The organism is Citrobacter sp. MGH105 (assembly GCF_001037485.2).
GTDB lineage: Bacteria > Pseudomonadota > Gammaproteobacteria > Enterobacterales > Enterobacteriaceae > Citrobacter > Citrobacter portucalensis.
Map to the genome: position 1 here is coordinate 371,572 of NZ_CP073048.1, position 23,344 is coordinate 394,915.

19 protein-coding genes are annotated in these 23,344 nt (G+C 53.5%); 9 read left to right on the plus strand and 10 right to left on the minus strand.

Annotation, left to right across the window (positions count from 1 at the left end):
* Position 1 precedes the first annotated feature (1 nt).
* The 4 genes from feoB to greB form a co-directional block, all read right to left on the minus strand.
* Positions 2–2,320 (minus strand): Fe(2+) transporter permease subunit FeoB, encoded by a 2,319-nt coding sequence (gene feoB, locus SK35_RS01725; RefSeq protein WP_008786334.1) that lies wholly within the window; start codon positions 2,318–2,320, stop codon positions 2–4.
* Between the two features lie 18 nt (positions 2,321–2,338).
* Entirely contained in the window at positions 2,339–2,566 is a 228-nt protein-coding gene (feoA, locus tag SK35_RS01730; RefSeq protein ID WP_003023519.1) for a ferrous iron transporter A, read from the minus strand.
* A 432-nt stretch (positions 2,567–2,998) separates the two neighbouring features.
* Complete coding sequence (locus SK35_RS01735; protein WP_048215400.1) at positions 2,999–5,332, minus strand: Tex family protein; 2,334 nt, start codon at positions 5,330–5,332, stop codon at positions 2,999–3,001.
* 98 nt (positions 5,333–5,430) lie between these two features.
* Positions 5,431–5,904 (minus strand): transcription elongation factor GreB, encoded by a 474-nt coding sequence (greB, locus tag SK35_RS01740; RefSeq protein WP_048215401.1) that lies wholly within the window; start codon positions 5,902–5,904, stop codon positions 5,431–5,433.
* Positions 5,905–6,129: 225 nt separating this feature from the next.
* Here greB and ompR point away from each other — a divergent pair, with 225 nt between their 5' ends.
* Both ompR and envZ read left to right on the plus strand, forming a co-directional pair.
* Positions 6,130–6,849: an osmolarity response regulator transcription factor OmpR gene (gene ompR, locus SK35_RS01745; RefSeq protein ID WP_001157751.1), complete on the plus strand. Its 720-nt coding sequence runs from the start codon at positions 6,130–6,132 to the stop codon at positions 6,847–6,849.
* Positions 6,846–8,198, plus strand: coding sequence for a two-component system sensor histidine kinase EnvZ (gene envZ, locus SK35_RS01750; RefSeq protein ID WP_003827658.1), 1,353 nt, complete (start codon positions 6,846–6,848; stop codon positions 8,196–8,198). Before ompR ends, envZ begins: the two co-directional genes overlap by 4 nt.
* A gap of 74 nt (positions 8,199–8,272) precedes the next feature.
* Here envZ and pckA read toward each other — a convergent pair whose 3' ends face one another.
* On the minus strand, positions 8,273–9,895 hold the full coding sequence (pckA, locus tag SK35_RS01755) for a phosphoenolpyruvate carboxykinase (ATP) (RefSeq protein WP_003023529.1): 1,623 nt from the start codon (positions 9,893–9,895) through the stop codon (positions 8,273–8,275).
* Between the two features lie 378 nt (positions 9,896–10,273).
* Here pckA and SK35_RS01760 point away from each other — a divergent pair, with 378 nt between their 5' ends.
* Positions 10,274–11,992: a DUF4153 domain-containing protein gene (locus SK35_RS01760; protein ID WP_048215402.1), complete on the plus strand. Its 1,719-nt coding sequence runs from the start codon at positions 10,274–10,276 to the stop codon at positions 11,990–11,992.
* A 109-nt stretch (positions 11,993–12,101) separates the two neighbouring features.
* Here the strand turns inward: SK35_RS01760 and hslO are convergent, their stop codons facing one another.
* From hslO to igaA, 4 genes are all read right to left on the minus strand, one after another.
* On the minus strand, positions 12,102–12,980 hold the full coding sequence (gene hslO / locus SK35_RS01765) for an Hsp33 family molecular chaperone HslO (RefSeq protein WP_003023531.1): 879 nt from the start codon (positions 12,978–12,980) through the stop codon (positions 12,102–12,104).
* A gap of 24 nt (positions 12,981–13,004) precedes the next feature.
* Complete coding sequence (hslR, locus tag SK35_RS01770) at positions 13,005–13,406, minus strand: ribosome-associated heat shock protein Hsp15 (RefSeq protein WP_003837900.1); 402 nt, start codon at positions 13,404–13,406, stop codon at positions 13,005–13,007.
* A gap of 10 nt (positions 13,407–13,416) precedes the next feature.
* On the minus strand, positions 13,417–14,085 hold the full coding sequence (gene yrfG, locus SK35_RS01775) for a GMP/IMP nucleotidase (RefSeq protein WP_003023533.1): 669 nt from the start codon (positions 14,083–14,085) through the stop codon (positions 13,417–13,419).
* Between the two features lie 62 nt (positions 14,086–14,147).
* Positions 14,148–16,283 (minus strand): intracellular growth attenuator protein IgaA, encoded by a 2,136-nt coding sequence (gene igaA, locus SK35_RS01780; protein WP_032945218.1) that lies wholly within the window; start codon positions 16,281–16,283, stop codon positions 14,148–14,150.
* A 322-nt stretch (positions 16,284–16,605) separates the two neighbouring features.
* Here igaA and nudE point away from each other — a divergent pair, with 322 nt between their 5' ends.
* Positions 16,606–17,166: an ADP compounds hydrolase NudE gene (nudE, locus tag SK35_RS01785; protein ID WP_003827667.1), complete on the plus strand. Its 561-nt coding sequence runs from the start codon at positions 16,606–16,608 to the stop codon at positions 17,164–17,166.
* 105 nt (positions 17,167–17,271) lie between these two features.
* On the opposite strand, the gene mrcA is transcribed toward nudE, so the two are convergent.
* The gene (gene mrcA, locus SK35_RS01790) at positions 17,272–19,824 is read right to left on the minus strand and encodes a peptidoglycan glycosyltransferase/peptidoglycan DD-transpeptidase MrcA (RefSeq protein ID WP_003827669.1); all 2,553 of its coding nucleotides are present in this window, start codon (positions 19,822–19,824) and stop codon (positions 17,272–17,274) included.
* A gap of 120 nt (positions 19,825–19,944) precedes the next feature.
* On the opposite strand from mrcA, the gene SK35_RS01795 reads away from it, so the two are divergent.
* The 5 genes from SK35_RS01795 to hofQ are packed head-to-tail and all read left to right on the plus strand — an operon-like array spanning position 19,945 to position 23,255.
* The gene (locus SK35_RS01795; RefSeq protein WP_048215403.1) at positions 19,945–20,727 is read left to right on the plus strand and encodes a hypothetical protein; all 783 of its coding nucleotides are present in this window, start codon (positions 19,945–19,947) and stop codon (positions 20,725–20,727) included.
* The gene (locus SK35_RS01800; protein WP_048215404.1) at positions 20,724–21,263 is read left to right on the plus strand and encodes a PilN domain-containing protein; all 540 of its coding nucleotides are present in this window, start codon (positions 20,724–20,726) and stop codon (positions 21,261–21,263) included. Before SK35_RS01795 ends, SK35_RS01800 begins: the two co-directional genes overlap by 4 nt.
* Positions 21,247–21,702 carry a HofO family protein gene (locus tag SK35_RS01805; protein WP_048215405.1) on the plus strand — a complete coding sequence of 152 codons (456 nt, stop codon included), beginning with the start codon at positions 21,247–21,249 and terminating at the stop codon, positions 21,700–21,702. Before SK35_RS01800 ends, SK35_RS01805 begins: the two co-directional genes overlap by 17 nt.
* Positions 21,692–22,105, plus strand: a complete 414-nt coding sequence (locus tag SK35_RS01810) for a HofP DNA utilization family protein (protein ID WP_048215406.1) — start codon at positions 21,692–21,694, stop codon at positions 22,103–22,105. Before SK35_RS01805 ends, SK35_RS01810 begins: the two co-directional genes overlap by 11 nt.
* Positions 22,008–23,255, plus strand: a complete 1,248-nt coding sequence (gene hofQ, locus SK35_RS01815; RefSeq protein WP_075551229.1) for a DNA uptake porin HofQ — start codon at positions 22,008–22,010, stop codon at positions 23,253–23,255. The genes SK35_RS01810 and hofQ overlap by 98 nt, the downstream gene beginning before the upstream one ends.
* The last annotated feature ends 89 nt before the right edge of the window (positions 23,256–23,344 follow it).

Sequence of the window (23,344 nt, forward strand, 5' to 3'; positions counted from 1 at the left end):
CTTAGTGGCAATCGCCAGTCGTGCTGGAACAGCAGGAACTCGCCGTCCTGTTGGTTGCCAGCAGTGCGAGGTCCACGCGGCTGCGAGCTCGACGCAGCAGGCCCAGCAACACGATGTTAAACAGGATGACCGCTAAAATGCACACCAGGCTGTAGGTCGGGTGCTCTTTGTAGCTGACCGTCTGATAAAACAGCGTCGACAGAGAGTAGGCGATATTCAGGCCCCACAGAATCGAGAAGCTCATCCAGCCACGGCTGGATTCACGTGCGATAGCGCCCATCACTGAAATGCACGGTACATACAGCAGAACAAAGATCAGATAGCTGTACGCGGCGGCGGCGCTGCCAAATTTCTCGCCCATCACGCCCATTGCACCGGTAGCCATTTCACCGTCGCCCTTGCTGGCTTCGATAGGGTTAGCCAGCACGCTCAGGCTGAAAGTGTCTTTCAGGCTTTGCCAGGTTTCATCTACCGCGCTGAGCAGCTCATCACCGAGGTGGAAATCTGCCGGGTTGAACTCTTCTTCCTGAATGTTTTCTGCGGTATAGAGCGTGTTCAGCGTACCGACAACCACTTCTTTCGCCATCGCGCCGGTGAACAGACCTACGGTTGCCTGCCAGTTATCTTCGTGAACACCAATCGGTTTGAAGACTGGGGTAATGACGCGGCTCACGGAAGCCAGAGCAGAGTCGTTGATGTTGTCGACGATTTTCCCGCTCAGTGAGAAGCTGTTAAAGGCACTGAGGAAAATGCTGACGATGATGATGACTTTACCTGCACGCAGAACGAAGCCTTTCAGACGTTGCCAGGTTTGAATGATCAGACTCTTAATGTGCGGCACGTGATATACCGGCAGCTCCATCACGAACGGCGTTGCTTCGCCACGCATGATGGTGTGTTTGAGCATCAGGCCGGTCAACACCGCCATGACGATACCCAGTACGTACAGCGAGAAGACCGCCAGCGCGCCGTTCTGACCAAAGAACGCGGCGGCAAAGACGGCGAAAATCGCCAGACGTGCACCACAGGACATAAACGGCGCCATCATGATGGTCATCAGACGCTCACGCGGGGCATCCAGCGTACGTGCGCCCATCACTGACGGTACGTTACAGCCAAAGCCGACGATCAGCGGGACGAACGATTTGCCCGGCAGTCCCAGCGCCTGCATTAGACGGTCCATCACAAATGCGGCGCGCGCCATGTAGCCGGAGTCTTCAAGGAAGGAGAGGAACAGATACATCATGCCGATTTGCGGTACCAGCGGCAGCACGGTGTTAATCCCGCCGCCAAGGCCCTGGGCCAGGAAGATGGTCAGCCAGTCCGGGAAATGCAGCGTATAGCCAATCCACTGAATACCATGGATAAAGAGTGCCACGGAGCCAACATCAAACAACGGTTGCAGCGCGCCGCCAATGTTGATGGCAAGCAGGAACATCAGGTACATCACGAACAGGAAAATCGGCAGACCGAGGAAGCGGTTGAGGATAATTTTATCTACCGCGGTGGTGAAACGGCTCGGCTCTGCCGTCAGGGTATTACTGACGGTATCGCAGATAGCAGCAATGCACTGGTAACGTGCATCGGCAATATGTAGCGCCGGGTCGTCCATTGTCTCACTCAGGCGAGCAACAGCAGCATCAAGGTTTTGTGCTGCATCACCGGCGTAAGCACGGCTGTAGATATCGCCTTCGAGCATCTGCAGGCCCAGCCAGCGGCGCTGTTTAAGCGGCATATCTTTGGCCATTGCGTCGGCGAGGGAGTCAGCTTCTTGCAGCAGCGGCTGGGCATAATGGACCAGCTCAACGGTGTCGTTTTCTTTGTAGCGATCGATCGCCAGCTTCAGTGCTTCAATGCCGCGCGCACGAGTGGAAACCAGTGGAACCACCGGACAGCCAAGACGAGCGGAGAGGGCGTCGATATCGATACGGATTTGCTGTTTCTCAGCAATATCCAGCATGTTCAGTGCGACGATGCAGGGAATACCCAGCTCAAGCAGTTGCAACGTCAGGTAGAGGTTGCGTTCAAGGTTTGAAGCATCGACCACGTTGATCAAGAGATCCGCGTCGCCGCTTAAAATATAGTGGCAGGCAATCTGCTCATCGAGAGAGGTTTGCGATGAGATTGTCGTCAGAGAATAGGTGCCGGGTAAATCGACCAGCGTGACCTGGTGGTCCGTCGTGGCGAAATGGCCTTCTTTACGCTCAACGGTAACGCCAGCCCAGTTGCCTACACGCTGGCGCGCGCCGGTGAGCTGGTTGAATAAAGTTGTCTTGCCGGAATTAGGATTACCAATTAAACCAATGGTTAGTTTTTTCATTTTTATAGACTCACTGTATTAACAGGAAACCGCTTCCACTTCTAATAACGCCAGATCCTTCTTACGCAATACCAGACTTACGCGACGCGTTTCGATATGGATAGGATCGCCGAGCGGGGCGACGCGTACCACGTTGAAGGATGAGCCGGGTAGCATGCCAAGTGACAACAGTTTCTGACGATAAGCCGGGCTGATTTCACGGGCAAAACCGGTAATTTTCCACGCACTGTCAGGAGTGAATTGCATAGGGACCTACTTATATCTCGCTAACTGGATGATAACCTCATGGGGCGACAGGGCGGCATGAGACCAGATGATTAGCCAACGTAAGGAAAGAGTAAATAATCAACAAATCAATGATAATGAGAATGGTTTCTATCATCAATAGAATAAATGTGACGGAATGTACAATTGGATAATAATTTGAGCCAATTTTGATATTCCTCAATATTTATTCTGGTTGGAAACGAGTGATTCGCGGAAGTAATTATTGGGGATCTTAATGTTTAATTAAGGTTTCATCTGTTAATGAAGTGATAAATATATTGTGGTGCAAAGCGGTGCATGGATTAAATATGCCGGATGGCGTCGCTCATGCGTCTTATCCGGCCTGCAAATTAATTGCGATAACCTGGCCGGACAGGGCGTTTACACCACCATCCGGCACAGGGTTTAAACTTAGCGTTTTTTACCCATTGCCGCAGCCAGCGCATCCATCATCGCGCTGTTGCCCGCAGGCTGTGCGTCACGGCCACGCGGTTTCGCCGCTTTTGGCGTCGGGCGATTACCCTGAGCGCGATCGTTATTCCCGCCGCCGCGACGCGCATTGGTTTCACCCGGCTGCTCGTCCAGACGCATGGTCAGCGCGATACGCTTACGTTGCAGGTCCACTTCCAGCACTTTCACCTTCACAATGTCGCCCGCTTTCACCACGGTGTGTGGATCTTCGACGAACTTATTCGACAGTGAAGAGATATGCACCAGACCATCCTGATGCACGCCGATATCAACAAATGCGCCGAAGTTGGTGACGTTGGTGACTGCCCCTTCAAGAATCATTCCCGGCAGCAGATCGTTCATGGTTTCTACACCATCGGCAAACTGCGCGGTTTTAAATTCAGGACGCGGATCGCGGCCCGGCTTTTCCAGCTCTTTGATGATGTCGGTGACGGTCGGCACCCCGAAGCGTTCGTCGGTAAAATCAGCGGCTTTCAGATTACGCAATTCGCTGCTGTTACCCATCAGATCACGCAACGATTGCTCGGTGGCAGCCAGAATGCGTTCCACAACCGGATAAGCTTCCGGGTGAACGGTAGAGGCATCCAGCGGGTTATCGCCGTGGTTGATACGCAGGAAGCCCGCGCACTGTTCAAAGGCTTTAGGACCCAGGCGGCTGACTTTTAACAGTTGCTGACGGTTCTGGAATTGACCGTTCTCATCACGCCAGGCAACGATATTCTGCGCCATCATGCGCGTCAGACCAGCAACACGGGTCAGCAGCGGTACGGAGGCGGTATTCAGATCGACGCCGACGGCGTTCACGCAGTCTTCCACCACCGCATCCAGCTTACGCGCCAACTGAGTCTGGCTTACGTCGTGCTGATACTGGCCCACGCCGATAGATTTCGGATCGATTTTCACTAGCTCAGCCAGCGGATCCTGCAGACGACGGGCGATAGACACCGCGCCACGCAGAGATACGTCGAGGTCCGGGAACTCCAGCGCCGCCAGTTCGGATGCGGAGTAAACCGACGCGCCGGCTTCACTGACGATCACTTTCTGCGCGGTCACTTGCGGGAACTGCTTTTGCACGTCGAGGAAGAAACGCTCGGTTTCGCGCGACGCCGTACCGTTACCAATCGCCACCAGTTCAACGTTGTGTTTTTCACACAGCGCCGCAACGGCAACGGCGGCTTTGGCGGCCTGACCGGTATGCGGATAAATGGTGTCGGTCGCGACCAGCTTGCCGGTACCGTCAACCACTGCCACTTTTACACCGGTACGCAGACCTGGATCGAGGCCCATGGTGGCGCGCAGCCCGGCCGGAGCGGCCATCAGCAGGTCATGCAGGTTACGGGCAAAGACGTTGATAGCTTCATCTTCCGCACGTTCGCGCACGGTACCCATCAGCTCCGTTTCGAGGTGCATCAGCACTTTGATGCGCCAGGTCCAGCTAACCACGCCTTTACGCCAGCTGTCTGCTGGGGCGTTGTTCAGGCGTAGTCCCAGGTGATCCCGGATAATCTGTTCGCCGTGGCTCTCTTTTGGTGGCTCATCGAATTGCGGATCGGCATTCAGTGAAAGTTGCAACACGCCTTCGTTACGGCCACGGAACATGGCCAGCGCACGGTGGGATGGTACTGTAGAAATCGGTTCGTGGTGATCGAAGTAGTCGCGGAACTTAGCGCCTTCCTCTTCTTTACCGCTTACCACGGTGGCAACCAGATGGGCGTTTTTCCACAGATAATCACGTACTTTCGCCAGCAGAGCAGCGTCTTCAGCGAAGCGCTCCATCAGAATGTAGCGCGCGCCGTCGAGGGCGGCTTTGGTATCCGCCACGCCGTTTTCGGTGTTGAGATATTTTGCGGCTTCCGTTTCCGGGTCGTGAGATGGTTCGTTCCACAGCAGGTCTGCCAACGGCTCCAGTCCGGCCTCAATGGCGATCTGCCCACGGGTGCGGCGCTTTGGTTTATACGGCAGATAGAGATCTTCGAGTTCGGTCTTACTTAACGTACCGTTGATCGCTTTCGCCAGATCGTCGGTCAGTTTGCCTTGCTCGCCGATAGATTTCAGGATTGCCTGACGGCGGTCTTCCAGTTCACGCAGATATCCCAGACGGGTTTCCAGATTACGCAGTTGCGTATCGTCCAAACCGCCGGTGATTTCCTTACGATATCGTGCGATAAACGGCACGGTGTTCCCTTCGTCAAGCAGGCGAACGGCAGCTTCTACCTGTTCAGCACGAGCCTGAATTTCACCTGCGATAATGCGGCAGAAAGAATCATTCATCATGGATAGCTTCGTCTATAGGATAAAAAATCAGGGGATAGTTATACGGATTGACTGGCAAAAATGCCAGCCATCTGCCGGGGCTTCGGATTGTTCCGGTCTCACTTCACGTATTCAATCTCGTTCACGTACCAGCTGGCTTCGCCACTTGGGGTGTTTACTACTGCGAGATCGCCGACCTCTTTTTTCAATAGCGCCCGCGCCATTGGTGAGTCGATTGAGATGTAATCTTTACGACCGAAGATCTCATCGTAGCCAACAATACGGAATTTGCGGATGTCGCCATCGTCATTTTCAATCTCAACCCATGCGCCAAAGAAGACTTTGCCTTCCTGCTGCGGGGAGTAATCGACGATTTTTAGATTCTCCATGCACTTGGTCAAATAACGGACGCGGCGGTCGATCTCACGCAGGCGCTTTTTATTATACTGGTAGTCGGCATTTTCGCTGCGGTCACCCAGACTTGCGGCCCAGGTAACTTTTTTGGTGACTTCCGGGCGCTCTTCACGCCAGAGATAATTCAGCTCTTGTTTAAGTTTTTCATACCCTTCACGGGTTATCAGGGGCGTTTTCATCTTATTGTTTTACCTTCGACTCTGTGATGATGCGCACAATTAGTATTAAGTGAGCATATCAACAGAATAAATAATGTATTGCGAGAAACATTGTATACTTAAGCTGCTGTTTAATATGCTTTGTAACAATTTAGCCTGGAATTCATACCAGAATTCGCTGGTGACTCACGTTAGCTTTCTTAAGAATATACACTTAATTGTTGCGAACCTTTGGGAGTAATAACAATGCAAGAGAACTATAAGATTCTGGTGGTCGATGACGACATGCGCTTGCGTGCGCTTCTGGAGCGTTATCTGACCGAGCAGGGCTTCCAGGTTCGAAGCGTCGCAAACGCTGAGCAGATGGATCGTCTGCTGACCCGTGAGTCCTTTCACCTGATGGTGCTGGATTTAATGCTGCCGGGAGAAGATGGCCTGTCTATTTGCCGTCGCCTGCGCAGCCAGAGCAACCCGATGCCGATCATTATGGTCACAGCGAAGGGTGAAGAAGTTGACCGTATCGTAGGGCTGGAAATCGGTGCCGACGATTACATCCCGAAACCGTTTAACCCGCGTGAGCTGCTGGCACGTATTCGCGCAGTCCTGCGTCGTCAGGCGAATGAACTGCCGGGCGCACCTTCTCAGGAAGAAGCGGTTATCGCTTTTGGTAAGTTCAAACTGAACCTCGGTACGCGTGAAATGTTCCGCGAAGATGAGCCGATGCCGCTCACCAGCGGGGAATTTGCGGTACTGAAAGCGCTGGTAAGCCACCCGCGCGAGCCGCTGTCGCGAGACAAGCTGATGAACCTCGCCCGTGGTCGTGAATATTCTGCGATGGAACGTTCTATCGACGTCCAGATCTCCCGTCTGCGCCGCATGGTGGAAGAAGATCCGGCTCATCCACGCTACATTCAGACCGTATGGGGTCTGGGCTACGTCTTTGTTCCGGACGGTTCTAAAGCATGAGGCGAATGCGCTTCTCACCACGAAGTTCGTTTGCCCGCACGTTATTGCTCATCGTCACCTTGCTGTTTGCCAGCCTGGTGACGACATACCTGGTAGTGCTGAACTTCGCGATTCTGCCGAGCCTCCAGCAGTTTAATAAGGTCCTGGCGTACGAAGTTCGTATGCTGATGACCGATAAACTGCAACTGGAGGACGGTACGCAACTGGTGGTGCCGCCCGCATTCCGCCGGGAAATTTATCGTGAGCTGGGTATTTCCCTCTATTCCAATGAGGCCGCTGAAGAGGCCGGACTGCGTTGGGCGCAACACTATGAATTCTTAAGCCATCAGATGGCGCAGCAGCTGGGTGGCCCAACGGAAGTCCGCGTTGAGGTCAACAAAAGCTCGCCGGTCGTGTGGCTGAAAACCTGGCTGTCGCCCAATATCTGGGTACGCGTGCCGCTTACGGAAATTCATCAGGGCGATTTTTCACCACTGTTCCGCTATACGCTGGCGATTATGCTGCTGGCTATCGGTGGGGCGTGGCTGTTTATCCGTATCCAGAACCGGCCATTGGTGGATCTTGAACATGCGGCGCTGCAGGTGGGGAAAGGTATCATTCCGCCGCCGTTGCGTGAGTATGGCGCTTCAGAGGTGCGCTCCGTAACCCGAGCCTTTAACCATATGGCCGCGGGCGTGAAGCAGCTGGCCGATGACCGTACACTGTTAATGGCGGGCGTGAGCCACGATTTACGTACCCCGCTGACGCGTATTCGTCTGGCGACGGAAATGATGGGCGAGGAAGACGGTTATCTCGCGGAGTCCATCAATAAGGACATCGAAGAGTGTAACGCCATCATCGAGCAGTTTATCGATTACCTGCGTACCGGTCAGGAGATGCCAATGGAGATGGCAGATCTGAACTCGGTGCTGGGTGAAGTGGTTGCGGCAGAAAGCGGCTACGAACGTGAAATCGAAACTGCGCTGCTGCCGGGCAGCATTCAGGTGAAGATGCACCCGCTGTCGATCAAGCGTGCAGTTGCCAATATGGTGGTTAACGCCGCCCGCTACGGCAACGGCTGGATTAAGGTCAGTAGCGGAATGGAGCAGCATCGCGCCTGGTTCCAGGTAGAAGATGATGGTCCGGGCATCAAGCCGGAGCAGCGTAAGCACCTGTTCCAGCCGTTTGTCCGCGGCGACAGCGCGCGCAGTACCAGCGGCACGGGCCTGGGGCTGGCGATTGTGCAGCGTATTATTGATAACCATAACGGTATGCTGGAGATTGGTACCAGTGAACGCGGTGGGTTGTCGATTCGTGCATGGCTTCCGGTTCCCTTCACTCGCGCGCCGGGCAACACGAAAGACGCATAACAAAGGGAGGCAAAATGCCTCCCTTTTTGTTGCTGTAGGCCGGATAAGGCGAAACCGCCATCCGGCACTTTTCGTTACAGCTTCGGTCCGGCGCTAACCAGCGCTTCACCCGCAGGGGTATCGGTATATTTCTCGAAGTTCTCGATAAACAGTTTCGCCAGTGCATTGGCTTTTTCCTGCCACTGCTCCGGAGATGCGTAGGTATTACGCGGATCGAGAATGCGAGTGTCCACACCCGGCAGCTCGGTCGGGATAGCCAGGTCAAACATTGGCAGACGGAACGTTTCCGCGTCATCCAGCGAACCGTTCAGGATGGCGTCGATAATCGCACGGGTATCTTTGATAGAGATACGCTTGCCGGTACCGTTCCAGCCGGTGTTAACCAGATACGCCTGCGCACCTGCCGCCTGCATACGTTTCACCAGCACTTCTGCGTACTGCGTTGGGTGCAGAGACAGGAATGCTGCGCCGAAGCAGGCTGAGAAGGTTGGGGTCGGTTCGGTGACGCCGCGTTCGGTACCGGCCAGTTTGGCGGTGAAGCCAGACAGGAAGTGGTACTGTGTTTGGTCTGCGGTCAGGCGAGAAACCGGCGGCAGCACGCCAAATGCGTCGGCGGTCAGGAAGATCACTTTGGTAGCATGGCCCGCTTTTGACACCGGCTTAACGATATTATCGATGTGATAAATCGGGTAGGAAACGCGGGTGTTCTCAGTTTTTGAACCATCATCGAAATCGATGGAACCATCTTCGCGCACGGTGACGTTTTCCAGCAGCGCGTCACGACGGATCGCGTTGTAGATTTCCGGCTCGGCATCTTTAGACAGTTTGATGGTCTTCGCGTAGCAACCGCCTTCGAAGTTAAACACACCGTCGTCATCCCAGCCGTGTTCGTCATCGCCAATCAGGCGACGTTTCGGGTCGGTGGACAGCGTGGTTTTACCGGTGCCGGACAGGCCAAAGAAGACTGCCACATCGCCTTTTTCCCCAACGTTTGCTGAGCAGTGCATGGAGGCAATGCCTTTCAGCGGCAGCAGGTAGTTCATTACGGAGAACATACCTTTCTTCATTTCGCCGCCGTACCAGGTACCACCAATCAGCTGGATACGCTCAGTCAGGTTGAAAGCCACGAAGTTTTCTGAGTTCAGACCCTGCTCTTTCCACTGTGGGTTGGTGCATTTAGCGCCGTTCATCACGATGAAATCAGGTTTGAAATCAACCAGCTCTTCGTCGCTTGGGCGGATGAACATGTTTTTGACAAAATGCGCCTGCCAGGCAACTTCGGTAATGAAGCGCACGGAAAGACGGGTATCGGCGTTAGCGCCGCAGAAAGCATCAATGATAAACAGGCGCTTGCCGGAAAGTTGCTGGGTGACTAATCCTTTCAGATGCTGCCAGGTTTCCGGGGAGAGCGGTTTGTTGTCGTTCTTACCTTTACCTTTGTCGGACCACCACAGCGTGTCGCGCGTGGTGTCGTCACGGACAATGTACTTATCCTTTGGCGAACGTCCGGTAAAGATACCGGTATCAACGGCAACGGCGCCCAGATTCGTTAACACGCCACGTTCATAACCTTCCAGGTTTGGATCAAGTTCTTCCTGGAAAAGCGTGTCGTAGTCTGGATTGTAAACGATATCCTGAACGTCATTGATACCATAAGCCTTGAGATCTTGCGGGGTTAAACTGTTGTTCACACGCATTTCACTGCTCCTTAGCCAATATGTATTACCTGGAATAGTAAGGTTTTTTAGGGATTGTTAACCGCGACAAGGCTCATAGATTTACGCATCCGGGAAAATCACGGGCGACCGAATGCGCTGCGACTCCTGTCACAAAGAGGCAGATATTATGGCAGGAAACCCTTTTTTGTTGTGGAAAATGTTCTTAAAACGTTAATGGAGAGTGTTTTTGGCGGGAATCTTGTGAGTGTAATCGCATTCATGTAAGAAATGAATGTGGGTTATACATGAACAATATCGATTCACTTCCCGTCGTCGTGGTCTGAAATCGCTCTATCAATGCTCAAAATTGTGAAGTTGATGCGATAATTAGCTTTTCCCTTCATTCTGGATACTGACATGGATAGTGCTGAAATTTCACGTACGACGCGTTGGGGCATGATATTCATCGGCCTGTTGCAGGGGACATTATGCTATCTGCTGATGACATATCTGGTGCCCCATAATGACGGCTGGCTGTTCTATGGCATGCCTGCGACGATTGCGATCACCTCGGCTCTTTTACTTACTGTTGTTTCTTTCAAACAACGCGCGCTGTGGTACTGGATGGCGCTGATCTTTGTTGTCGTGCTGGCGATGAGTGTCTGGCTAAAGTGGCAAGTCGAGGACAGTGATAAGTGGCGGCAACATGAAGTTTTTATGTTCTATGGTTGGCGCTTACTGCTGATGGCGATGCTTGCTTTGCCCTGGATTCAGTACTCGCTTCATGTCTCTCGTGAGCAGGCGCGTTACCCTCATTTTTATCGGCAATTGTGGCTTAATGCGTTGACGTTGCTGATTGTCTTTGTCGCCAACGGTTTGTTCTGGCTGGTGCTCCTTCTATGGAGCGAGATGTTTAAGCTGGTCGGTATTCCCTTCTTCAGCACGCTCTTCTTTGATACTGACTGGTTTGGCTATGTGGCCTTTGGTCTGATTACCGCACTGGCAGTGGTACTGGCCCGAACACAGTCGCGTCTGGTCACGGCGGTACAAAAATTACTGACGTTTATCGCCACCGGTCTGTTACCTCTGGTCGCGCTGTTGGCGCTGATGTTCATACTGACCTTACCCTTCACCGGGCTGGAGGCTATTTCGCAACACGTGTCTGCGGCCGGGTTGATGTCAACGCTGACGCTGCTCCTGTTGCTGTTGATGGCTATTGTGCGTGAACCGCAAAAAGAGGCGTTACCCTATCCTGGCGCGTTACGCTATCTGATCAAATGCTCTCTGATTGTCGCGCCTATCTATATGCTGATTGCCGGTTGGTCACTGTGGGTGCGAATACAACAGTACGGTTGGACGCCTGAGCGTTTGTATGGCGTGCTGGTGGTCGTGGTACTGCTGGTATGGTCGTTTGGCTATCTGGCCAGCATTTTGCGCCGCGGGCGCAATCCACTTGAGCTTCAGGGGCCGGTCATTCTTGGCGTTTCGTTGCTGGCGTTGGGGCTGTTGGTTCTGCTGTCATCGCCGGTTATTGATGCCTGGCGCATCAGCGTTAACAGCCATATGAGGCTGTATCACAGCGGAAAAATTAAACCGGATCAAGTCAGCCTGTATATGTTGGATCACAGTGGAAAACCAGGGCGCGCAGCGTTGGAAGCATTACAAAAAGATGTGGCGTTTAATCAAGACAGTAAACGCAGACGCGACTTGATTTCTCTGCTGCAAGGGCGCCGGGATCCGGTTAAAGAGCTAACCGCAACACAGTTAGTATCGAAGGTTGTGATTGCTCCGGGGAGCCAGAAGCCAGACGATGCGTTCTGGGCGTTTGTCAAAACACAGGGGTATCGCATCACCTCTTGTGCTGAGCAGAATGCGTGCGTACTGGTGAGTCAAGACCTCAATGCGGATGGTCATCCTGAGCAGGTGTTATATGCCTTTGGCGATGGGGAGAGTCTGGTCTTCGGCGTGCAAAAAAACAAATGGGATTTGTTAGCTGTTGCCAGGCTACCTGAAGGATTCAATAAGGATAAATTGCTGCAGGCGGTGGCGAATCAGCAACTGGGCTCAGCCCCCAGAATCTGGCGGGATATCACTATTGATGGCAAAAGACTGCCGATGACTTATTACACCGAGTGAGTGTGTTGCCGACATCGTTTTTGCCGGATGGCAGCGCGAACGCCTTATCCGGCCTACGACAGTTTTTCCGTAGGCCTGATAAGCGCCGTGCCATCAGGCAAGACAGTGATTAATGCACCTGGGGATCGGCAGGGGAGGCATTGCTGCGGATCTCAGCAATATCCATGGCGTTAAACAGATAGTGACTACCGCAGTAATCGCAGTGCATATCGATCTCGCCTTCTTCCGCCAGAATGCTGTCCACTTCTTCGTCCGGCAACGTTTTCAGTGCGCCTGCGCAGCGTTCGCGTGAACAGGTGCATTTGAACTCAACGTCCTGTGGATCGTAGAGAGTAACCTCTTCTTCGTGGTACAGGCGCCACAGCACTTCGTTGGCCGGCAGCGTCAGCAGCTCTTCGGCTTTGATGGTTTCGGTCAGGGCGGTCAGGTGATCGAAATCATCTGCCTGTGCGTTTTGCGCCGGCATTACCTGCAGCAGCATTCCGCCAGCAGCGGGTTTGCCATCGACGTCGCCAGTGCGGATGAACAGGCGTGTCGGCAGCTGTTCAGAACGCATGAAGTAATCTTCCAGACACGCTGCCAGCGTGTCACCTTCCAGACCGACCACGCCTTGATAACGCTCGCCTTCTTCCGGGGTAATGGTGATCACCAGGTAACCGTTGCCCACCAGCGTTTTCAGATCGGCATCTTCAGGAATATCACCCTGCATGCGGGCCACGCCGCGCATCTGCTGGTTGTTGTTGCCGTTGATGACGGCCAGGCTCAGCGGACCATCACCCTGCAACTGCACAGTGATATCACCGGCAAACTTCAGCGTGGCGGTGAGCAAGCTGGTGGCAACCAGCAGCTCAGCCAGCACGTTTTTGACCGGCTGCGGGTAAGTATGATTTTCGAGGATCTGTTGCAGGGTTTCCGAAACGGTCACCAGCTCGCCGCGCACGGCAAAGTTTTCAAACAGATAACGATGTAATTGGTCATGTTGCGGCATAATCATCTCTCTTGCAGGTGACAGTCACTCGCTGTCGCCGTGTTTAAATCGTAACAGGTCGCGGCGCTCTTTCTTGTCCGGTCGTCTGTCCGGGTGCGGCATGGTTAACGCGTTAAGTTTACGCGCCAGCGCCATTTTTTCGCGTTTTTCCACGCTTTCCGCGGTTTCTTCATACAGCGTAACGGCTTCCGTTGCCGGGCGACGCTGCTCGGTAATGGCCTTGATAATGACCGTTCGTTCGTCATTTCCCTGGCGCAGGGTGAGGGTGGCGTTCAGCTCGACAATCTTGCTTGGCTTACTGCGCTGGCCGTTGTAGTGCACCTTACCGCCTTCAACCATTTCGCGGGCTAGCGCACGCGTTTTGTAAAAGCGTGCAGCCCACAGCCATTTATCCAGCCTGACTTCAGCAGAGGGCTTTTCTTTCATGGCGTCTCCTTCACATCAGTGAGGGGATCAGTCGGCGGTAGTCATTCAGTGACGGATGGCGTGCGTACTGTTTTTCGGCGATGCCGGAGTCGGGATTGGTTACGCCGAGGCAGTAACGAATACCGTACAGAGCAGCGGCGTCGAGAATGGGTTCGCTGTCGTCAATAAACAGCGTCTTCTCTGCACTCATTCCCGTTTCTTCAGCCACAGCGTGCCATAACCGCTGATCCTCTTTGGGATAACCAAATGTGTGGGTGGAAAGTAATAAATCAAGGTGTGAGGCCAGACCGGTATGCTCAAGCTTCACCGCCAGATTATGCGGATGCGCGTTGGTGAGCAAAATGCGGCGCTTGCCGCTGGCTTTTAAGGCATCAAGAAACGGTACGGTATCTTCGCGCAAAACGGCGCGCGGTCCCTGTTCCGTGGTCATGGCGCAAATATCCAGATCCAGGCACTCGCTCCAGTAATCCAGGCAATACCAGTTTAGCGTATGCTGCACGGCATGATACTGCTGACGAATATAGTCCTGAGCTTCCTGAGGAGAGATACCCTGCTTCGCGCCATAGGTTTCCGGCACCAGTTTTTGCCAGAAATAGTTATCGAATGCCAGGTCGAGCAGCGTGCCGTCCATATCTAACAACACGGTGTCGACATCCTGCCAGGCAATATTGATATGCATGGAAACTCCCCAGAAGAAAACATGATGCGCGACAGGGTAGCATATCCTGGCGCGCGAGCGTGTTATCGAATCAGGCTTTCCGGGTTGTCAATCAGTGTTGGATTGAGGCAACTTTCATAGTAGCTCTGAATTTCCGCGATGCGGGTGCGGTGACGCTGGTAGCGTCTGAATGCCTGTATGCTGTTGTAGATAGCGCATCCGAGCATGGAGAACATCAGCAGCGTCGTGCCAAGGTAGCGCCATAATCCTGAACGATCCGGGATACGGTGCAGTCCAATGTGCTGGGTGCCATTGGCGTCAGTCGAAATATTGGTGACGATCCCCTCCGCGCGAAACGGCGTCTGCATTAGCATCTGCGCCAGGCGCTGGAAGGCGTTCCACTGTTCCTGAGGCGGATAGTCATATAGCGAGGTCGTCGGCCACGGCTGATCGACCAGATCGCTGCCTTCGTCGCTGATAATCAGGAAACCACCGGGAGCAGGGCTATTCAGCGCCTGGGCTGCTCGCGCAGTCTCGCGTGAAATAAACGGTGCCGTAGAGGTATTCACCAGATTATCCAACGACTCTGCGCTTACCGGACGCAGCAGCACGTTCACGCCATCCAGTTTGCCTGCGTTTGCCCGTTTCACCAGCGCGGCCCAGTCTTTACTGTTACCGAGGTTAACCAGTGCATTCTTTAAGCGTACACATTCATCTTTGGCTGCACACAGATCGGCCGTTTTCAGGACAATCTCACCAAAATCGTCCAGTAACACCATGCCGGACTTTTGGATTGCCGAGCGTAGCGATGCGCTGACGCGAGAGTCATCGTCAGGTTTGGGATGCAGCTGACGGCTCACTGCCTGCGTGAGGGCGGTAGCCTTATTCACCAGGTCAGACTCAGGCAGCGGCAATGCGCGCGCGTCATTCCAGATAATTTGCGAGCAATCGAAAGGCATAAACGGCGTGGCAGGCTGCGCATTCCAGCTCCCTTGGGTATGAATGTTACACATACCCGTACCACTCAGGTGCAGCGTGTCACCCACGCGAACGCCCGCGTTTTCGAGCTGTTTAACGCTGGTGGCTTCGATAGTTTGCGCGCCCTTCATCCAGGAGAGCGTGACCTTTATCGGCATATCCAGCGGGATCCAAAACAGCAGCATCAGTAGTACCAGCAACGAGCCGCCTGCGATGACGGCGTTGCGCAGCCAGTGCTGTAACGGGAAGTTTTTCACTTCATCGTGCAGAGATAAAAAACGCCCCTGGCGGGCAACGTGGCGATCGAGATAAATATCGATATCCGTTTGCTGGCCAAGGTCTTGGGCGATGTAAGGTTGCCAGTGAGGTGGGTAGATCAGATCAATAATACCCAGCGAGATATTATTAATTTGTTCCTGGTCGTTTTCGCCAAACAACCCCCAGCGACGCGGCGTACCGCGCAGACAATGAATTTCCCGCAGAGCGCTTTTGGACGGCGGGGCGAACAATCCCCACAGACCCGCAGCTAACAGCAATACCGCGCCACCAACTGCCCACGGAACAAACGTGTTCGGGATAACCAAACAGAAAAAGAACAGCAGGAATGAGGCGGTTATCAGCAACGCCTCGCGCAATCCCGAAGGGCGGCTGAGCGCATATTCTTCATGGGTTTCCTGGCGAATATTCAGCAGTTCAATCTGCTCACTTTCTTCACCACGAATGGAAGCCTGGGTAGAAGCGGTGTGCTGTAACGCATAACCTCGCGCTTCCTGCATATATTCCTGCAGCGTATGGCCGTTCAACGAGATAACCAGCGGTATCGTATTGGTGTGGATTATCTCAACGCTGTTTTCGTCGTTGATGTATTGTTCCCAGAAAGGGGGAAGATGTACCTCAACGGAATCAAGATAGTAGCGCCATTTGTTAGGATCGTCGGTGGTAATGCCGTAACGTGTAATCGAACGAGTAAGCACGATGACGCTATTACTTTGGGCATTCAACGTTAATGAGACCGGCGCAGCACTGGCTCCTGTTGGACCAGGAACTTGCTGAATTTGACTAAGGCTTTCGAGATAGTTTTCGACTGCGCTGCGTTCTTCAGGTGTGAGTTTACGTTTCGAGGCGTCTGAGAAGACGCTGCTCAAGGGTAAATTTTTCTGCCTGGATTTTGATTTGAGTAGCCATCCTGCAAGCAATGAGCAGGCCAGCAAAGCAGCTAAAAAAATCAGAATGGTGCTCATGCTTTCCCCATCTTACTTAGTCTGTCAGGCGTGGTCAGTCGCACCCTGTTCAATATTCGTGATTCTGTGGTTGGCTATCGGCAAGTGTGGAGTCGAACTTGAGCATCTTTAAGTACAGCCCAGTAAATGCGAATCATAGCAAAATCACCAAAAATGGAATATCAGCAAATTCCTGGAGTTATTTCAACCTATTGACTTTTAATTTGAAATAGGGATTAACTTTTAGTACGTTACATAAATGTAAATAAACGGCAATTCACATTGCCGAAACCGTGCGGTATATCGCACAATAACCCCAGATTTCACAGCATAGATCCTCACAATGAGCAAATCATTACAGAAACCCACGATTTTGAAAGTGGAAACCGTCGCCCAATCCCGGCTGTTTAAGGTCGAAAGCGTGGACCTTGAGTTCAGCAATGGCGTACGCCGCGTTTATGAACGTATGCGTCCATCCACGCGTGAAGCGGTAATGATTGTGCCGATTGTTGACGACCATCTGATCCTTATTCGCGAGTACGCGGTCGGGACGGAGTCCTACGAACTGGGTTTTTCCAAGGGATTAATCGATCCTGGCGAAAGCGTGTTTGAGGCGGCGAATCGGGAGCTGAAAGAAGAGGTGGGGTTTGGCGCAAAAGATCTGACGTTTTTAAAGAAACTCAGCATGGCGCCATCTTATTTCTCCAGCAAGATGAACATCGTGGTGGCAGAGGACTTATATCCTGAATCGCTGGAGGGTGATGAACCCGAGCCATTACCGCAGGTGCGCTGGCCGCTGGCGCATTTGATGGACCTGCTGGAAGATCCTGATTTTCATGAAGCACGTAATGTCAGTGCGCTGTTCCTCGTCCGTGAATGGCTGAAAGGGCAGGGACGGCTTTAATTACGATTGCCAACTGATACCTTATCCAGCCTACAAAATTCAGGAAGATCAAATAATTGTACCGAAATTGTAGGCCGGATAAGCGAAGCGCCATCCGGCAATCGATCAGAACAGTTCGTGTGTCTCACCATTATCGATAATGGTTGTCCCTACCTCGTGTACCGCCTGCTGCGTTGGCTGAGTACCTTCAATGAAATACTCTGCACGGCTGTTACCGCCGCTCGCCAGTTGACCGGTACTGCGATCGATATTGACCGTCACGATACCCGGTGGTGGCGTCAGCGGTTGTTCAGGCACACCTTCCAGCACGGATTTCATGTAAGCATCCCATGCAGGCTGTGCACTCTTCGCACCGCCTTCGTAGCCGGAGATTTGGTCTTTGATCGCGCCGGAAGCCGTTGTATGACCAAGGTTGCGGCGATGGTCATCAAAGCCGATCCATACCGACGTTACTACCCCTGGTCCGTAACCGGAGAACCACGCATCTTTAGAGCTGTTGGTGGTCCCGGTTTTCCCACCGATATCATGACGCTGTAAATCGCGACCTGCGCGCCAACCGGTTCCCATCCAGCCTGGTTCACCAAAGATATTGGTGTTCAGCGCGCTTTTAATCAGGAAGGCCAGCGGCGTGTTGATCACGTGCGGAGCGTACTCCTGTGTGCCGCTTTGCGCGACCAGAGCCTGGTTTGCCTGCTCAAGTTGCGGCATAGGCACGGCGGCATTCTGCTGTTCTTGCGAGACGGCGACATCTTCTACGTTACTGTTTTCCAGCACATTAGATTTCTGGGTATCGCCATATATCACCGGAATATCGCATTCCGGGCAGGCAATTTTCGGCTTCGCTTCGAAGATAACGCCGCCCATATCGCTTTCAATCTTACTGATGAAATACGGATCGACCAGGAAGCCGCCATTAGACATCACCGCGTAACCGCGCGCCACCTGCAACGGCGTGAACGAAGCCGAACCCAGCGCCAGTGACTCGGTATGCACAATGTTCTGTGCCGGGAACCCGAAACGTTGCAAATACTCTGCCGCGTAATCCACGCCCATAGCGCGCATGGCGCGTACCATCACTACGTTTTTCGACTGACCCAGCCCCTGACGTAAGCGGATAGGACCGGCGTACTGCGGCGGGGAGTTCTTCGGCTGCCAGTCAGAACCAGCACCGGCATCCCAGCGGGAGATTGGCACGTCGTTGAGCATGCTCGCCAGCGTCAGACCTTTATCCATCGCGGCGGTATACAGGAATGGCTTGATGTTGGAGCCCACCTGGCGTAACGCCTGGGTTGCACGGTTAAACTTGCTCTGGTTGAAGTCAAAACCACCAACCAGCGCCAGCACCGCGCCGTTTTGTGGATTGATGGAGACCAGGGCGGAGTTGACGTCCGGCACTTGCGCCAGCCACCAGGCATCTCCCACCTGGCGTACCCAGATTTGCTGACCAGTCTGTACTACGTCGGTCACTTTACGCGGCGTTGGGCCTTGTTGAGTATCCGAACGGTAAGGACGCGCCCAGCGCATACCATCCATCCGTAATGACACTGATGTACCATCCGCCAGCGCGGCAATGGCTTCCTGTGGATTGGCGCTGGTAACAACCGCCGGCAGCAGGGGGCCATAAGTCGGCAGCGCTTTCAGCGTATCGGTAATTTTCTTGCTGTCCCAACTGCTTTCGCCCACTTTCCACAGCACGTTCGACGGGCCGCGGTAGCCGTGGCGCATGTCGTAATCCATCACGTTGTTACGTACTGCCTGCTGAGCTGCCTGCTGTACTTTGCGCGTAATGGTGGTGGTGATGCGATACCCGTCTTCATAGGCTTTCTCGCCATAACGGTTATACATCTCCTGGCGCACCATTTCAGACAGATACGGTGCAGAGAAAGCGATTTCCGGCGCGTGGTAGTTAGCGTCAATGGCCTCGCCGCGCGCCTGATCGTACTGGGCCTGCGTGATGTAGTTTTCGCTCAACATACGCGACAGTACAACGTTACGTCGCGCGGTTGCACGGTCCATCGAATAGAGCGGGTTGAAGGTTGACGGAGCTTTTGGCAGACCAGCAATCACCGCAATTTCACTTAAGCTGAGTTGATCCACCGTCTTACCGAAATAGACCTGCGCGGCAGCACCCACGCCATAGGCGCGATACCCCAGATAGATCTTGTTCAGATACAGTTCGAGGATCTCATCTTTACTCAGCAGTTGTTCAATGCGGATCGCCAGGAACACTTCTTTGATCTTACGCATCAGCGTACGTTCCGGGCTCAGGAAGAAGTTTCTCGCCAACTGTTGGGTAATGGTACTCGCCCCTTGCGACGCGTGACCAGAGAACAATGCGACGCTGGCCGCACGGAAGATCCCCACCGGGTCTACCCCATGGTGCTCATAAAAGCGGCTGTCTTCTGTGGCGATAAAGGCTTTAACCATTACCGGCGGCATCTGATCCAGCGTGACCGGGATTCGACGTTTCTCGCCATATTGCGCGATTAGCTCGCCGTCAGCGCTGTAAACCTGCATCGGGATCTGTAAACGCACATCTTTGAGCGTCGCGACGTCAGGTAATTGCGGCTCGATATAGCGATAAAGGCCATAAATCGAGCCTGCTCCCAGCAGGATGCAACATACTGCAAGGATTAATAAATACTTTACGAACTTCACTGGAGATTTCCCATTTAGTGGCATTTGGGCAGTTTATAAACAAACGCGCGGTAGTATAAAGGCAAGCCAGACGCATTGATATACCCGTTAAAGCGACGGGTGATAAGGAGATCATCAGCAATGGCTTTCAATATCTGGAAAATTGGTCTGCATATTCAGCAACATGAAGCGCTGGCTGTCGCTATCGTTCGCGAAGCATCAGGTTGGTATCTGCAACGCTGGTGGCGTATACCGCTGACGCCTCAGGCTATCGTCGATGGCCACATTCGCGAGCCTGAACAGCTGGTCGCCGCGCTGCTGCCGTGGAGCCGGGAGCTTCCTCGCCGACACCATATTCATCTCTCTTTTCCCGCCAACAGGACGTTACAAAAAAAGTTTCCTCGTCCGACAATGACGTTACGCGAGCCAGAGCAAACCGCATGGTTGTCTGGTTCGATGGCGCGTGAACTGGATATGGCGCCGGATGCGCTGCATTTTGATTATAGCGAAGACACGTTGAGCTCGGCGTTTAACGTCACTGCTGCGCAAAGCAAAGAGATTTCAGCGCTTCTGACGCTTATCCAAACCCTGAAGGTGCAGGTTACGGCGATTACACCGGATGCCAGCGCGTTACAGCGATTTATTCCCTTCTTGCCAGAGCATCAGCAGTGTCTGGTATGGCGTGATGACGCCCAGTGGTTATGGGCGACCCGTTCGGCATGGGGACGTAAATCAACGGGCGATATTGGCAGTATCGATGAGCTTGCCACGACATTATCTCTGCCCACGACAGCCATTGCGCAATGCTCCCCTGGCGGCTTCGATCCTTTGAGCGCCGTGTCTGTACGCCAGCCGCCCATTCCAACGCAAAGTCATCACTTCGCCATTGCGCTGGGACTCGCTATGGGAGGCGCGTACCGATGATAGCGACCATTAATCTTCTGCCCTGGCGTCAGACTCGGCGTTACGCTTGCCTGCGCTTCTGGGGCATCTTATTTAGCGCTTCGCTACTGCTTAGTACTGGCGTGTTGTTGCGCTATTACAGCGTGTTGAGTGTAGAAAATCGGGCTGAATTGTTGCTGGCAGATGCCGAAAAGACGCGTGTCGAGGCCTTAATGGCGCTAAAGCCGCGTATGCAGCAGCGCCAGCAACGATGGCAACAGGTGCAGGCACGGAACAAACAGCGTGAGCAGACCCGAAGCTGGCAGTCGGTTTTGCAAGAGCTGGCGGAATTACTGCCTGAGCAGGCGTGGTTAACAAAAATGGCATGGCAGCAGGACACGCTGGAACTGACGGGAAACACGCTGAACTTTGCCGCGCTGAAGACTCTGGAAGCGCAATTACGCCAGCAGCCATTATTTCAGTTGAGCAGCCCCGGTGAAACGCAGCAGGATGCGCAGGGACGCTGGCAATTCCACTATCGACTGACACGGAGCGGCGCGCATGATAACGCTCTGTGATGTCTGGTTAGCGCAGTCGCCGCGCTTTCGACTCATCTGCTGGTGCGGCTGGATGTTGGGGCTACTCATACTGGTGACGTTATGTCTTTATCCCGTAGCGCGGGAGCGGACGATGCAACGCGAGACGCTGGTCCAGCAACGGGCAGCTATTCAGATGCAATGGAGAGATGTCTATCTGTTAGCGGCATCACCAGCAGAGCCGGAAGAGAAACTGACCCTGTTCTCTCCACTACTGTTTCAGACTTCACTTACTCGTCTTATCCACTGGCAACCCTCTGCGCAAGGCGGAGAGATGGCGCTGATATCGGCCTGGGATGCTATCCCGCTGACGTTTGTCCAGTTGGCGGATCAGGGGATGAACGTCAGCCGATTTTCGCTTAGCGCAGAAGACACGGAGCTGCTGCTAACGCTACAGCTGGAGCGTCTGAATGACGGTTGAACGCTGGCTGTTGATATGCGTAAGCGTACTGATGCTCACCGGTATGCGTAATCCCTTCCTGCCGCCGGAGGACCGTTGCCAAATTGCTGAGCTGTCGACATGGCGTTTTCAGGGCATGGTGAGCCAGGGCACGCGACCCATTGGCATCGTTCAGGATAGCCAGAAAAAATGGCGGCGGGTTAAGCCAAATGACGTCCTGAAAAACGGTTGGACGATTACGCAGATAACGGCCCAGAACATAACCCTCGACACAGAAAAAAACTGCGAACCGCCGCGGTGGCAGTGGCAACGACAAGGAGCGGTAAATGAAGCGATGGATAGCGTGGATAGTAATAGCGCTGGTGGTCGGGATAACGAGCGCGCTGGCGACGAAACCGCAAAACGTGACGCTGGTGGTCGATGATGTGCCGGTTACTCAGGTATTGCAGGCGCTGGCTGAACAGGAACAGAAAAACCTGGTGGTTTCGCCAGATGTCAGCGGTGTGCTGTCGCTGCATTTGACGGATGTCCCCTGGAAGCAGGCATTGCAGACGGTGGTAAAAAGTGCCGGACTGGTATTACGCCAGGAGGGAAACATCCTGCATGTACATTCTGTTCAATGGCAGAGTGAAAATGCGGCCCGCCAGGACAATGAACAGGCGCGGATTCAGGCCAGTATGCCGCTGGAGCAGCGCAGCATTATTTTGCACTATGCCGATGCTGCCGAGCTGGCAAAAGCAGGAGAAAAGCTGCTCAGTGCCAAGGGAAGCATGACGGTGGATAAACGGACCAACCGATTACTGCTGCGTGATAATAGCGTTGCGCTTAACACCCTGGAAAAGTGGGTATCGGAAATGGATTTGCCGGTTGCCCAGGTCGAACTGGCGGCGCATATCGTGACTATTAATGAAAAAAGTTTGCGCGAGCTGGGAGTGAAGTGGTCGCTGGCTGACGCACAACACTCGGGGGCGGTTGGGAATGTCACGACGCTCGCCAGCGACCTTTCTGTAGCCACCGCCACATCCCGTGTGGGATTTAACATTGGCCGTATTAACGGTCGTTTACTGGAACTGGAGTTGTCTGCGCTGGAGCAAAAACAGCAGTTGGATATCATCGCCAGTCCACGATTACTGGCATCTCACCTGCAACCTGCCAGTATTAAGCAGGGCAGTGAGATCCCTTATCAGGTCTCCAGCGGTGAAAGCGGTGCGACATCCGTCGAATTCAAGGAAGCGGTACTGGGGATGGAGGTAACACCAACGGTGTTGCAGAAAGGGAGAATCAGGCTGAAACTGCATATCAGCCAGAATGTTCCCGGACAGGTTCTACAGCAGGCAGATGGCGAAGTGTTGGCTATCGACAAGCAGGAGATTGAAACGCAGGTCGAGGTAAAAAGCGGCGAGACGATTGCGCTTGGCGGGATTTTTTCACATAAGAATAAATCCGCAGCCGACAGCGTGCCGCTATTAGGCGACATTCCCTGGCTTGGCTCTCTTTTTCGCCATGATGGTAAAGAAGACGAACGGCGCGAATTAGTGGTCTTTATTACGCCCAGACTGGTTTCAACGGAATAACTTATGCATGAAAAGCCGTTGTTTTTGCACTGAACACGTTTCAGGGATTTGACGTGAGGGTGTATTTAGCATACAAGGAGTACCGATTT